The sequence below is a fragment of the Pseudomonas tritici genome (genome assembly GCF_014268275.3).
In the GTDB taxonomy this organism is placed as follows: domain Bacteria; phylum Pseudomonadota; class Gammaproteobacteria; order Pseudomonadales; family Pseudomonadaceae; genus Aquipseudomonas; species Aquipseudomonas tritici.
Genome location: NZ_CP077084.1, coordinates 3,972,983 through 3,986,846, shown reverse-complemented (window position 1 = coordinate 3,986,846; position 13,864 = coordinate 3,972,983). Strand labels below are relative to the sequence as shown.

Genomic DNA, 13,864 nt, shown 5'->3' with positions numbered 1-13,864 from the left:
GATCAGACTTCGTCGGGGCTGCGCAGGTTGGTGACTGCGATACGCTGTTCGCGGCGCTGTTCCTTTTGCGACGGCATCTCGGCGCGATACACGCCTTGATCGCCGACGACCCAGGAAAGCGGGCGACGCTCCTTGCCAATCGATTCCTGCAACAGCATCAAGCCTTGCAAGAACGCTTCAGGGCGGGGCGGGCAGCCAGGCACGTAGACGTCCACGGGCAGGAACTTGTCCACCCCTTGAACCACGGAGTAGATGTCGTACATGCCACCGGAGTTGGCGCACGAACCCATGGAGATAACCCACTTTGGTTCGAGCATTTGCTCGTAGAGACGCTGAATGATCGGCGCCATCTTGATAAAGCAGGTACCGGCGATAACCATGAAATCCGCCTGACGCGGCGATGCCCGGATAACTTCGGCGCCAAAGCGCGCGATATCGTGGGGCGCCGTAAAGGCGGTGGTCATTTCCACGTAGCAGCAGGACAGACCGAAGTTGTACGGCCACAGGGAGTTTTTACGCCCCCAGTTGACCGCGCCACTCAGCACGTCTTCCAGCTTGCCCATGTAGATGTTTTTGTGGACTTGATCTTCTAACGGATCGGAAACGGTTTCCCGTTCGCCGATAGGGTACTGATCGTTAGGAGCATCCGGGTCGATCCTGGTGAGATTGTATTGCATCGCCAAAGCCTCATTGTTTCAGCTTCGCTTGCCGCTTACGACGAGCTTCCGGAGCCCAATCAAGGGCGCCCACTCGGAACAAGTAGACAAGGCCTGCCAACAGAATTGCTATGAAAACGAGGGCTTCGACGAATCCGGTCCAGCCGCTTTCGCGGACGGACACAGACCAGGCAAAGAGAAAAAGGGCTTCGATATCGAAGATCACGAACAGCATCGCGACCAGATAGAATTTGGCTGAGAGCCGCAAGCGGGCGCCACCTGTAGGCAGCATGCCGGACTCGAACGGTTCATTCTTGCTGCGGCCCCAGGCTTTTGACCCGAGGAGGCTGGAGACACCGAGCATGAAGGCGCAAAGGCCTACAACACCGAGGAGGAAAATGGCAAAGCCCCAGTTGTGGGCCATGAGTCCTGTCGCTTCGGTCATGCTGGAAATCCTTAACAGAGAGCAAAGGTCTCTGAGCTCGAAAAAGTAACGATGCAGTGACGATATGTCGCACTGCAATCAATCGCGGTGATTTTATGGCTAAACACCGGGCAAGTAAAATTCCTAGGGCGAAATTATTCGGTGGAATAAGCACATAGTGCACCTTCTTGGGGCTGTAGCCCTTATGGGACGGGCATTAGCGGGCATTTAATCAAATGTGTTTTGTTTAACCGGTAACGAAGTTTTTATGAGTCAAATGATAATGAATATTGTTTGCGTGGGGTTTAAGCGAATGTTTCTCGTGTGGCGCGGGAAGTTGCCGTTACTTGGTTGATTGCGGCTTAGTTGCCGATTGGGATCTTTTAACCGATTGGGCTCTGGCAAATACCGCTCTGGATCAATGTTTTGCACAAAAAGTACCCGGCTCGGTCTCTGTGGGAGCCGGGCTTGCCCGCGATGGCGGTGTGTCAGCAAAAGAATGTGGTGACTGGCACGCCGCCATCGTAGGCAAGCCAGCTCCAACATCTGCTCTGCATTGCGTCAGTCAGATTTTTTCACGCAAAAAAACGCCCCGAACCAGTCGGGGCGTGATTGTTGTGCGGCACTGCGGTTAGCTTTTGAACGGTTACGCAGTGGCCGTGTACTCGATACTTAGTGGAACTGCTCTTCTTCGGTCGAACCGGTCAGCGCGGTCACGGACGAGGAGCCGCCCTGGATCACGGTGGTCATGTCGTCGAAGTAGCCGGTGCCCACTTCCTGCTGGTGCGCCACGAAGGTGTAGCCCTTGGCGGCGTCAGCGAACTCTTGCTCCTGCAGCTTCACGTAGGCGGTCATGTCGTTGCGGGCGTAGTCGTGCGCCAGGTTGAACATGCTGTGCCACATGTTGTGAATGCCGGCCAGGGTGATGAACTGGTGCTTGTAGCCCATGGCGGACAGTTCGCGCTGGAACTTGGCGATGGTCGCGTCGTCCAGGTTTTTCTTCCAGTTGAAGGAAGGCGAGCAGTTGTACGACAGCAGTTGGTCCGGGTATTCCTTCTTGATCGCTTCGGCGAAACGACGGGCTTCGTCCAGGTCCGGCTTGGCGGTTTCGCACCAGATCAGATCGGCGTACGGCGCGTAGGCCAGGCCACGGGCGATCGCCTGGTCGAGACCGGCGCGCACTTTGTAGAAACCTTCCTGGGTACGTTCGCCGGTCACGAATGGCTGGTCGTACGGGTCGCAGTCGGAGGTCAGCAAGTCAGCGGCGTTGGCATCGGTACGCGCCAGGATGATGGTTGGTGTGCCGGCAACGTCAGCGGCCAGGCGGGCAGCGGTCAGCTTCTGTACGGCTTCCTGGGTTGGCACCAGTACCTTGCCGCCCATGTGGCCGCACTTCTTCACCGAAGCCAGTTGGTCTTCGAAGTGCACGCCGGCAGCGCCTGCCTCGATCATGCTCTTCATCAGCTCGTAGGCGTTGAGTACGCCGCCGAAACCGGCTTCAGCGTCAGCCACGATGGGGGCGAAGTAGTCGATGTAGCCTTCGTCGCCCGGACCTTTGCCAGCTTTCCATTGGATCTGGTCGGCACGACGGAACGAGTTGTTGATGCGCTTGACCACGGTTGGAACCGAATCCACCGGGTACAGCGATTGGTCGGGGTACATGGATTCAGCGGAGTTGTTGTCCGCCGCCACTTGCCAGCCGGACAGGTAGATTGCCTGGATACCGGCTTTTACCTGTTGGACTGCCTGGCCACCGGTAAGGGCGCCCATGCAGTTGACGAAATCTTTGTCGGGACGGAAGGAAGGCTTGGCACCTTGGGTGACCAGGTTCCACAGCTTCTCGGCGCCGAGTTTTGCAAAGGTGTGCTCAGGTTGAACCGAGCCACGCAGGCGGACGACGTCAGCAGCGGAATAAGCGCGGGTCACGCCTTTCCAGCGTGGGTTTTCAGCCCAGTCTTTCTCAAGGGCTGCAATTTGCTGTTCGCGTGTCAGTGCCATGGAAGTAAACCTCGTCGCGTCTTCGTGTGGTGGAAAAATCCATTTGCCAGCCCTGCATTCAATGCGTGGGCAGGGCTGCTCGCTGACCAGAAGCTTAGGCGGTCATGTCGGGTCTGGCGGGGAATGCGACGGGATGAACGATTGGCGAGAGGGGGGAGCAGGTAAAGGCAGACCAGGAACAGTCTTCAGGCGTCGTGGGCCCTTAGGTGTTCAGCAGCGTGTAGCCGGGTTACCTGGTTAGCTTCCGTCCCTCGGGACAACTTCGTTCCAGTCGCAACCTCGTCAAACACACCTTGTGGGCGGTACAGACACGAATCGGCTCAGGTGGGTAGCTTAGAGCGGCGATCCGAAGGCCCTTGCCAGGGCCCCTGATTAGCGGGAGCGAGGCCATCATGCCCATGCTTTTTTGGATCGTCAAATGTTTTGTAGTGCTTTTTTTTGAGCACTACATCTTTAGTCTAATACGACTCATCAGTCAGTTTTTGGTGCTTCAGTTCAGGGTGTCGACCTTGACCCGCACCGTTAGGTCGTCGCGGCCCTGAGTAGAGTAGCTGCGGGTTGTAGAGGATTTGTCGGCCTGGGTTTCGCGATTGATGCCAGCCAGGGTAATCCACTCGCCCAACTGCCCGCTGACGGTTGTGTCGGTGCTTTGCACGTTCACTACATCGGGACGTTCCTGGCTCATGCGGTCACGGTTGGTACTGATTGCCAGGTGCACGGTTTCACCGGTGACGCTGGCTGTGACGTAGAAGCCCTGGGTGACGTTGCGGTACTGGGTCTGGTTTTGCAGACGGCCATAGCTGTCTTGCTGGGTGGTAGTGAGCGGTACGCTTTGACCCACCTGGATCAAGGCGGGTACGCCTTCACTGGCCTGGATCTGCTGGATACCGCCGTCGCGGCTGGTGGTGCCGTAGCTGATGATGCGGGTCTGGCTGTCGCCGCTGTTCTGCTGATTGCTTTCGTTGGTGTCGACGGTGATCAGCAAGCGCTTGGCCGGGGTGTCCAGTTGCGAGAGCAGGGCGCGCAAGTCCTGGATCTTGGCGGGGTCGGCCTTAACGATCAGCTGGTTGCCGTAGGCACTGACGGTGCCGTCCTTGCCAATGAAGTTCTGTGCCACAGGCAGTAGGTCGGCGCTGGTGCGGTTGCTCAGGTTGACGACTTCAGTGTCGGCCATGGCCGAGACGCTGGCGGTCAGGAGAAGGGCGGTGAGCAGGGTGCGTAGGGACATGTCCGTGATCTCTGCGAGTCATTTGGGCTTGAGTTTGCCAGTTTGTCGGCCTGGCGTGTAGTGAGCGGGCTTGCCCCGCGCTGGGCTGCGCAGCAGCCCCAATAAAAACGCCGAGTTCTTTCTGGAAGAACTCGGCGTCTGGTTTTAGGACTGCTGCGCAGCCCAGCGCGGGGCAAGCCCGCTCACTACAAGCCAGTGCCCCGGATCAGTCCCCGCGCACCATATCCACATGCGGAATCCCGACTTCAAGAAACTCATCACTGACAATCTTGAAACCCAACCGCTCATAGAACGGCGCCGCATAAACCTGCGCACTCAGAAACTGCCGGGTCTGGCCGCGTTTCTCGGCCTCGCCGATCACCGCTTCCATCAGCTTGTCGCCGACCTTCAGCCCGCGCCAGTCCTTGAGTACCGACACGCGACCAATCTCGCCGCTGGGCAGCAGGCGTGCAGTGCCAATCGGAAAGTCGCCCTCAAATGCAAGAAAGTGCATGGCGCCAGCGTCGTCCGCGTCCCACTCCAGCTCCGGTGGAACCGATTGTTCAGCGATAAACACCGCTTCACGAATGCGCCGAATCTCGTCGATATCCTTTCGCCAGTCCGCGACACGTACGTGAATCTTATTCATCGGCAAATCCCAGGCTGCCTTGCTTGACCAATTCGCACAGCAGGTCGCGACCGTCTTCATCCGCCAGCCATGGGCCGAGGTTTTCAGCGTGCAAGGCGTCGGCGGCGCAGATCAGCTTCAACAGCTCGCGCAATTTGCCTGGCAAGTAACGGCTCTGGCCGCTGGCGAACAGCAGCACGTCGTCGTCCACTTCCGACCAGGCCATTCGCGCGCTCGGGTTGCGCACGAGGATCGCGCCGTCTTGCAGGCTGCTGATGAAGTCTTCTTCGCCCACTTCTTCACCGGCCACCAGTTCCGGGTAGCGTGGCTCGGTCATGAACTGGCCGAACCAGGTCAGCAGCATGCGCTCGTCGCTCATGTGCTCGGCCAGCAGGCTCTTGAGGCGGTCGAGGGCGTCGCTCTGGATCTGGTGCGGGTCGCTGACGGGTTGGGCGTCGGCGTCGGTGTAACGCTCTTCGTCGGTCAGGTACTGGGCCAGGAAGTCGGTGAAGTGGGTCAGCACTTCAGCGGCGCTTGGCGCGCGGAAGCCGACCGAGTAGGTCATGCAGTCATCTTCGGCAATGCCGAAGTGCGCCAGGCGCGGCGGCAGGTAGAGCATGTCGCCCGGTTCCAGGACCCATTCGGCGCTTTCTTCAAATTCGGCGAGGATGCGCAGGTCAGCGTGTTGCAGCAGCGGGCTTTCGGAGTTGCACATCTGGCCGATTTTCCAGTTGCGCTTGCCCTGGGCTTGCAGCAGGAACACATCGTAGTTGTCGAAGTGCGGACCCACGCTGCCACCCGGGGCCGCAAAGCTGATCATCACATCGTCGATGCGCCAGCTCGGCAGAAAGCGGAACTGCTCCAGCAGCTCGGCCACTTCCGGTACGAACTGGTCGACGGCCTGCACCAGCAGGGTCCACTCACGCTCGGGCAGGGTGCTGAAGGCGTCTTCAGCGAACGGGCCGCGACGCAGTTCCCACGGACGCTCGCCGTGTTCGATCACCAGGCGCGATTCGACTTCTTCTTCCAGGGCCAGGCCGGCCAGTTCGTCGGCGTCGATCGGGCTTTCGAAATCAGGAATGGCCTGACGAATCAGCAGCGGTTTTTTCTGCCAATAGTCGCGCAGGAATTCCCGTGCCGTGATGCCGCCCAGAAGTTGAAGAGGGATATCAGGATTCATGTGTAACCTATTGAAAAAATGCACTTTTCAGACTGAAATAAAAACGCCCGGCGCGGCCGGGCGTCTCAAGGGTCTTGCGGTAATCAGATGCGCTTGGCTTGCTCTACAGCGTTGCCGATGTAGTTGGCCGGGGTCAGCAGCTTCAGCTCGGCCTTGGCGGCGGCTGGCATGTCCAGGCCGTCGATGAAAGTTTGCAGTGCTTCGGGGCTGATGCCCTTGCCGCGCGTCAACTCTTTCAGCTTCTCGTAAGGGTTTTCGATGTTGTAACGGCGCATCACGGTCTGGATTGGCTCGGCCAGGACTTCCCAGCACGCGTCCAGGTCAGCGGCGATCTTCTGCGCGTTGAGCTCAAGCTTGCTGATGCCTTTGAGGCTGGCTTCGTAGGCGATCACGCTGTGAGCGAAGCCCACACCGAGGTTGCGCAGTACGGTGGAGTCGGTCAGGTCGCGCTGCCAGCGGGAGATCGGCAACTTGCTGGCCAGGTGCTGGAACAGGGCGTTGGCGATGCCGAGGTTGCCTTCGGAGTTTTCGAAGTCGATCGGGTTGACCTTGTGCGGCATGGTCGACGAACCGATTTCACCGGCAATGGTGCGCTGCTTGAAGTAGCCCAGGGAGATGTAGCCCCAGATATCGCGATCGAAGTCGATCAGGATGGTGTTGAAGCGCGCAATGGCGTCGAACAGCTCGGCAATGTAGTCGTGCGGTTCGATCTGCGTGGTGTACGGGTTGAAGCCCAGGCCCAGCTCGTCTTCGATGAAGGCGCGGGCGTTGGCTTCCCAGTCGATCTCAGGGTAGGCGGACAAGTGGGCGTTGTAGTTGCCTACGGCGCCGTTGATCTTGCCCAGCAGTGGCACGGCTGCGACCTGAGCGATCTGGCGCTCCAGGCGGTACACCACGTTGGCCAGTTCTTTGCCCAAGGTCGTTGGCGATGCCGGCTGGCCGTGGGTGCGCGACAGCATCGGCACATCGGCGAAACGGATAGCCAGTTCGCGGATGGCTTCAGCGGTCTGGCGCATCAGCGGCAGCATGACGTCATCACGGCCTTCGCGCAGCATCAGGGCGTGGGACAGGTTGTTGATGTCCTCGCTGGTGCAGGCAAAGTGGATGAACTCGCTGACCTGGGCTAATTCCGGCAGCTTGGCCGCTTGCTCTTTCAGCAAGTATTCGATGGCTTTGACGTCGTGGTTGGTGGTGCGCTCGATCTCTTTCACACGCTCGGCGTGCTCCAGGGAGAAGTTTTCCGCCAAGGTGTTGAGCACAGCGTTGGCTTGCGCGGAAAACGCCGGCACTTCGCTGATGGCGGGGTGAGCGGCCAGGCGCTGGAGCCAGCGCACTTCAACCAGTACGCGAGCACGGATCAGGCCGTATTCGCTGAAAATAGGGCGCAGGGCCTGGGTTTTGCCGGCGTAGCGGCCGTCAACAGGGGAAACCGCAGTGAGCGAAGAAAGCTGCATGGGGTGTTCTCGGACAGTCGGGCAACGAAATGGGGCGCGTATCATACATGAAAAAATCCGCCGGTCCGTTGCCAACTGACCGGCGTATTACGCGTAACGGCTTGAAAATGAGCGGCTGGTGCGACTTATTCGTTGCGCATCAACGGGTAAAGTTCTTTGAGCAATTTGCGACGGCTGATGACCAACTGCCAACGATGTCCGCCCAACTGGCGCCACAAGCGCGCCGAGCGAATACCGGCCAGAAGCAGGGCGCGGATTTTCGAGGCGTTGTTTGGCTGTTGCAGGTTGCGCATGTCGCCGTGTACCTGGATTCGTTGGCGCAAGGTGCTCAAGGTGTCCTGGTACAGCGCACCGCAGGCGGCAACCACGTTTTCGTGGGCCGGGCCGAAGTGTTCCACTTGGGATTGGATTTGCGGCAGGCGCTTGCCGATGACCTCGAGCATGTCCTCGCGCTTGGCCAGTTGACGCTCAAGGCCGAGCATCGACAGCGCGTAGCGCAACGGCTCGCGCTGCAAGGTGCTGGGGTCGCGCTCAAGGGCGCCGATCAGCGCGCGGTAACCTTCACGCAGCGCGATATCGTCACCCCCGTAGACTTCCAGGGTGTCCTTGGGGTCGCGGATCAGCAGGCTGCCAAGCATGCAGGTCAGTCCGGCTTCGGTGACCTGGCCGGTCTTGGCGATCTTGTCCACCAACACCGCAGCCAGGAAAACCCCGCCCAGCGCGGTCAATTGCTCCTGGGTCGGGCTCATGCGGGGTTGCTCCAGGCTTCGGCCACTTCAATCACGCCGCCGCCCAGGCAGATTTCGCCGTCATAGAACACCACGGACTGGCCAGGGGTGACTGCGCGCTGCGGGTCATCGAACGTCGCACGATAGCCGGTGGCGGTTTTTTCCAGGGTGCAGGGCTGATCGCCCTGGCGATAGCGCACTTTGGCGGTCAGGCGACGCGGGCTGCTCAGGTCGATCGGGTTGACCCAATAGATCTCGGAAGCCAGCAGGGCGCCGGAGAACAGCAATGGATGTTCGTTGCCCTGGCCAACAATCAGCACGTTGTGTTCCAGGTCCTTGACCAGCACGTACCACGGCTCTTCACCGGCGTCTTTCAAGCCGCCAATGCCCAAGCCCTGGCGCTGGCCGATGGTGTGGTACATCAGGCCATGGTGACGGCCGATGACGTCGCCTTCGGTGGTTTTGATTTCACCCGGTTGCGCCGGCAGGTATTGCTTGAGGAAGTCGCTGAAGCGGCGCTCGCCGATAAAGCAGATCCCGGTCGAATCCTTCTTTTTGGCGGTGGCCAGGCCGTGTTTCTCGGCGATCCTGCGTACTTCGGGCTTTTCCAGCTCACCCACCGGGAACAGGGTCTTGGCGATCTGTTCACCGCCAACGGCGTGCAGGAAGTAGCTCTGGTCCTTGTTCGGGTCCAGGCCCTTGAGCAGTTCGGTGCGGCCCTCGATGTCGCGGCGGCGCACGTAGTGGCCAGTGGCGATCAGATCGGCGCCGAGCATCATCGCGTAGTCGAGGAACGCCTTGAACTTGATTTCACGGTTACACAGGATGTCTGGGTTCGGCGTGCGGCCGGCCTTGTATTCGGCCAGGAAGTGCTCGAACACGTTGTCCCAGTATTCGGCGGCAAAGTTGGCGGTGTGCAGCTTGATACCGATCTTGTCGCACACGGCCTGGGCGTCCGCCAGGTCGTCCATGGCGGTGCAATATTCCGTTCCATCGTCTTCTTCCCAGTTCTTCATGAACAGGCCTTCCACCTCATAACCCTGCTCCATGAGCAGAACGGCGGAAACGGAAGAATCCACGCCGCCGGACATGCCGACGATGACGAGCTTCTTTTGGGTGTCAGAAGGGGCTGGATCACGCATAGGTTTCAACGGGTGTCTTGAAAAAGGACGCGATTCTATCAGGCCCGAGCCTTCAAGGCTAAAGAGAAGGGCGGATCAATTCGAGACTGTGGCGCTGGCCGGCCAGATAATCGTCGATACAGCGGATGATCAGCTCGCTGCGCCAGCTGTCGCGCAGGGCCATCAGCTCGTCACGGGTCAGCCAGCGGGCGCGGATGATGCCTTCGTCGAGTTGATAGTCCGGGTGGTGTTTCAGGGCTTTGGCGGTAAAGCAGACTCGCTGGTAGGTCACGCCATTGCTGGGGGCGGTGTACAGGTAGATGCCGACGAGGCTGGTGGCTTCGACGTCCCAGCCGGTTTCTTCAAGGGTTTCGCGTACGGCGGCCTCGATCAGGGTTTCATGCGTGTCGAGGTGGCCGGCGGGTTGGTTGAGTACGGCGCGGCCGCCCTTGAGTTCTTCGACCATCAGGAAGCGGCCGTTGTCTTCGACGAGGGTAGCGACGGTGATGTGGGGTTGCCAGGTCATGGGAGTTCTCGATGAATCAGAGGGGCAAACGCGCATCATACAGGGGCGCCCGCCGAGCGCCCCTGTCGTTTACTTCGCGGCCTTGGTGATGGCGTCGAAGGCGACCATGTCGTCAATGACTTCACCGCCGGTGGCTTTGGTTTGCGCTTGCCACACGACGATCACCACTTTTTTGCTAGGGTTGATGTAGATGAACTGGCCGAAAATGCCTGCAGCCGTGAAGGTTTTGTCGGCCTTGGAGGCGTCGGTCCATGCGGGCCACCACATGGAGGCAAAATCACCGTACGCGGGATCGGTGCCGGTGGTGGCGCTGGCAAAGCTCATCCAGTCCTTGGGCAACACTTGCTTGTCGCCGGCCTTGCCGCCGCTGAGTACGAATTGTCCGAACCGCCCGTAATCTTCCAGCGTTGCGCTGATGCCGCTACCGCCCACTTCATTGCCGTTAGGGCCATCAAGCCACCAGTTGGCGTCGGTTTGCATGCCGTACGGCGCCCAGATCTTCTCACTCAGGTACTGCGCCAGCGGCTTGCCCACTGCGGCGCTGACCAGTTGTCCCAAGACTTGGGTTTCGCCGGTGCTGTAGTTGGTTCGGGTCCCAGGAGGCGCGGCGCTGGGCAGGCTGGCCATGAATTTGAGCGCGGAGCCGGGTACTTGCTCGGTTTGCAGCTTGAGCATCATGCGGCGGTCTGATGTGGGGTCAGCATACTTTTCGCTCCATTTGACCCCGGAGCGCATCGCCAGGACCTGACGTACCGTGGCCTGGTCATAACCGCTGCCAGCCAGTGCGGGCAGGTAGCGGGTCACTTTGTCATCAAGGCTTTTGATCGAGCCATCCTGCAGTGCAGCGCCGACGAGGGTCGAGGTAATCGATTTGGCCACTGACATCGACATCCAGCGGGTAGCCGGTGTGTTGCCTTTTTCGTAGCGTTCAGTAACGACTTGACCGTCCTTGATCACTAGCAGGCCTGTTACCCGGTTCAGGGTGACATAGTCATCGAGGCTGTAGCGTTTGCCTTCGTAGTCGAATGTGACCGGGCCCAGTGGTTGGCTGCTGCGCGGCAGTGGAAGCGGGTGGCCGCCGGCTGGAATGGTGCGCACCGGGAATAAGCGGTCGATGTTGCGAAAGGTGCTGACAGCTGCGTCGGGGCTTAGTTTGCCGTCGTACATCGTCTGCACGTCGCCAATCGGCTCCTGTGCGTGGGGATAGGGCGGCGAATGGGTTGCGCAGGCGGTCAGCAGTGCGATCGCTGAAGCCCAGGCCAGCGCTTGGAAGTGAGCTCTTTGCATGGAAACTTCCCTATGTATGGTTTTCTGAATGGCTTGAGCCAAAACCCAAAGCAAGTCCTGCGCCCATTCTCCAAAAAAAACGCAAAAAAAATCCGGGACCCTTTCGGGTTCCGGATTTTCCTGCTGTGTGAAGATCAGCCCGCAATCGTCACATCAGCGACACCGTGAAGCATCACACCAGCGCAGCAATCGCCGCATTGAGCGTGTTGCTCGGACGCATGGCCTTGCTGGTCAGCTCTGGGCTCGGCGCGTAGTAGCCGCCGATGTCCACTGGCTTGCCCTGTACGGCGTTGAGTTCGGCAACGATGGTTGCTTCGTTCGCGGTCAGGGTTTTTGCCAATTCGCCAAACTGCGCTTGCAGTGCAGTGTCTTCGGTCTGAGCGGCCAGGGCTTGAGCCCAGTACAGCGCCAGGTAGAAGTGGCTGCCGCGGTTGTCGATGTTGCCGACTTTGCGCGATGGCGACTTGTTGTTGTCGAGGAACTGGCCGGTGGCCTGGTCCAGGGTCTTGGACAGTACCAGGGCTTTCGGGTTGTTGTACGTCACACCCAAATGCTCAAGGGAGGCGGCCAGGGCCAGGAACTCGCCCAGGGAGTCCCAACGCAGGAAGTTCTCTTCGACCAGTTGCTGCACGTGTTTCGGAGCCGAACCGCCAGCGCCGGTTTCGAACAGGCCACCGCCGTTCATCAGCGGCACGATGGACAGCATCTTGGCGCTGGTGCCCAGTTCCATGATCGGGAACAGGTCGGTCAGGTAGTCACGCAGCACGTTACCCGTCACCGAGATGGTGTCCAGGCCCTTGCGGGTGCGCTCCAGGGTGAACTTCATCGCGTCGACGGGCGACATGATGCGGATGTCCAGGCCTTCGGTGTTGTGGTCTTTCAGGTAAGCCTGAACTTTCTCGACCACGACACCATCGTGTGCACGCTGTGGGTCCAGCCAGAAAATGGCCGGGGTGTTGCTGGCGCGGGCACGGTTGACGGCCAGTTTGACCCAGTCCTGGATCGGCGCGTCTTTGGTCTGGCACATGCGGAAGATGTCGCCGGCTTCGACTTTCTGTTCCATCAGCAGGCTGCCCTTGCTGTCGGTGACGCGGACTACGCCGTCAGCCTTGATCTGGAACGTCTTGTCGTGGGAGCCGTACTCTTCGGCTTTCTTGGCCATCAGGCCAACGTTTGGCACGCTGCCCATGGTGGTTGGGTCGAACGCGCCATTGGCCTTGCAGTCTTCGATGACGGCTTGGTAAATGGTGGCGTAGCAGCGATCCGGAATCACAGCCTTGGTGTCGTGCAACTGGCCGTCGGTGCCCCACATTTTGCCGGAGTCACGGATCATGGCAGGCATCGATGCGTCGACGATGACGTCGCTCGGCACGTGCAGGTTGGTGATGCCTTTGTCGGAGTTGACCATCGCCAGGGCAGGGCGAGCGGCGTAGACCGCCTGGATGTCAGCTTCGATCTGCGCTTGCTGGTCAGCCGGCAGGGCCTTGATGCGTGCGTATAGGTCGCCGATGCCGTTGTTCAGGTTGAAGCCGATCTGCTCCAGCACGGTCGCGTGCTTGGCCAGGGCGTCTTTATAGAACTCGGCAACGATCTGGCCGAACATGATCGGGTCGGAGACCTTCATCATGGTGGCTTTCAGGTGAACCGACAGCAGCACGCCTTGTTTCTTGGCGTCTTCGATTTCAGCGGCGATGAACGAACGCAGGGCTTTTTTGCTCAGTACGGCGGTGTCGATGATTTCGCCAGCCTGTACCGAGGTTTTTTCCTTCAGGACGGTCGCAGTGCCGTCTTGAGCGATCAGCTCGATCTTGACGGCATCAGCGCCTTCGATCTGTACGGCTTTTTCGCTGCCGTAGAAGTCGCCACTGTTCATGTGCGCAATGTGCGACTTGGAGTCGGCAGCCCAGGCGCCCATTTTGTGCGGGTGCTTGCGTGCATAGTTCTTGACCGACAGCGGTGCGCGGCGGTCGGAGTTGCCTTCGCGCAGTACCGGGTTCACGGCGCTGCCCTTGACCTTGTCGTAACGTGCACGGGTTTCTTTTTCCGCGTCGGTGGTTACGGTTTCCGGGTAGTCCGGCAGGGCGTAGCCCTGGGCCTGCAGTTCCTTGATCGCGGCTTGCAGCTGCGGGGTCGAGGCGCTGATGTTAGGCAGCTTGATGATGTTGGCTTCAGGCGTAACGGCCAGGTCGCCCAGTTCGGCGAGGTGGTCCGGGATAGCCTTTGCGCCCAGTTGCTCGGGGAAGCTTGCGAGGATACGCGCGGCGAGGGAGATGTCGCGGGTTTCCACGGCAATATCAGCGGAAGCGGTGAAGGCCTCTACGATAGGCAGCAGTGAATAGGTGGCGAGTGCCGGGGCTTCGTCGGTGAAGGTATAGATGATCTTCGAGCGGGTGGGCATATTCGGATTAACTCTCTTCTTTGCTGAAAGCGTGCGCAGAAACTCGAGATGCGCCGGGTGGAGCGCGTTCGTTCAAAGTCATCCATGAGCGAAATGTCGAGGTTTCTTCGCGGTGATGTTGGGTTGCATCAGTCGAGCGTCAAGCGGGTGGACTATTGTAATAGTCCTGCTTTGCGAGCCGAGGGCATCTGTTCTAGAGCGGTCGGCTATCGTGACTCTTTGGTCAGCGGCGGCATTATACATAGGTCGCTATGCTT

Annotated in this window: 12 protein-coding genes; all 12 read right to left on the bottom strand. The window is 59.6% G+C overall.

What is annotated here, in order from left to right; genetic code table 11:
- Positions 1-2: 2 nt before the first annotated feature.
- Entirely contained in the window at positions 3-677 is a 675-nt protein-coding gene (locus HU722_RS17965; RefSeq protein ID WP_012724951.1) for a NuoB/complex I 20 kDa subunit family protein, read from the bottom strand.
- A 10-nt stretch (positions 678-687) separates the two neighbouring features.
- On the bottom strand, positions 688-1,101 hold the full coding sequence (locus HU722_RS17960; RefSeq protein WP_003219575.1) for an NADH-quinone oxidoreductase subunit A: 414 nt from the start codon (positions 1,099-1,101) through the stop codon (positions 688-690).
- Positions 1,102-1,752: 651 nt separating this feature from the next.
- The gene (gene aceA, locus HU722_RS17955) at positions 1,753-3,078 is read right to left on the bottom strand and encodes an isocitrate lyase (protein ID WP_065872064.1); all 1,326 of its coding nucleotides are present in this window, start codon (positions 3,076-3,078) and stop codon (positions 1,753-1,755) included.
- Between the two features lie 490 nt (positions 3,079-3,568).
- Positions 3,569-4,306: a secretin N-terminal domain-containing protein gene (locus HU722_RS17950; RefSeq protein ID WP_065881881.1), complete on the bottom strand. Its 738-nt coding sequence runs from the start codon at positions 4,304-4,306 to the stop codon at positions 3,569-3,571.
- Positions 4,307-4,511: 205 nt separating this feature from the next.
- A complete protein-coding gene (locus tag HU722_RS17945) occupies positions 4,512-4,934 on the bottom strand; it encodes a GNAT family N-acetyltransferase (protein ID WP_049712672.1) in 423 nt (140 codons plus the stop codon).
- Positions 4,927-6,093, bottom strand: coding sequence for a ribosomal protein uL16 3-hydroxylase (locus HU722_RS17940; RefSeq protein ID WP_065881884.1), 1,167 nt, complete (start codon positions 6,091-6,093; stop codon positions 4,927-4,929). The genes HU722_RS17945 and HU722_RS17940 overlap by 8 nt, the downstream gene beginning before the upstream one ends.
- Before the next feature lie 83 nt (positions 6,094-6,176).
- Complete coding sequence (gene purB / locus HU722_RS17935; protein WP_065872066.1) at positions 6,177-7,547, bottom strand: adenylosuccinate lyase; 1,371 nt, start codon at positions 7,545-7,547, stop codon at positions 6,177-6,179.
- A gap of 125 nt (positions 7,548-7,672) precedes the next feature.
- Entirely contained in the window at positions 7,673-8,296 is a 624-nt protein-coding gene (gene hflD / locus HU722_RS17930) for a high frequency lysogenization protein HflD (RefSeq protein WP_065872067.1), read from the bottom strand.
- On the bottom strand, positions 8,293-9,417 hold the full coding sequence (mnmA, locus tag HU722_RS17925) for a tRNA 2-thiouridine(34) synthase MnmA (RefSeq protein ID WP_065890766.1): 1,125 nt from the start codon (positions 9,415-9,417) through the stop codon (positions 8,293-8,295). Before mnmA ends, hflD begins: the two co-directional genes overlap by 4 nt.
- Positions 9,418-9,475: 58 nt before the next feature.
- Positions 9,476-9,922, bottom strand: coding sequence for an NUDIX hydrolase (locus HU722_RS17920; protein WP_186752811.1), 447 nt, complete (start codon positions 9,920-9,922; stop codon positions 9,476-9,478).
- 69 nt (positions 9,923-9,991) lie between these two features.
- Positions 9,992-11,209: a serine hydrolase domain-containing protein gene (locus HU722_RS17915; protein ID WP_065890768.1), complete on the bottom strand. Its 1,218-nt coding sequence runs from the start codon at positions 11,207-11,209 to the stop codon at positions 9,992-9,994.
- A gap of 172 nt (positions 11,210-11,381) precedes the next feature.
- The gene (locus HU722_RS17910) at positions 11,382-13,607 is read right to left on the bottom strand and encodes an NADP-dependent isocitrate dehydrogenase (RefSeq protein ID WP_065872071.1); all 2,226 of its coding nucleotides are present in this window, start codon (positions 13,605-13,607) and stop codon (positions 11,382-11,384) included.
- Positions 13,608-13,864: the final 257 nt, after the last annotated feature.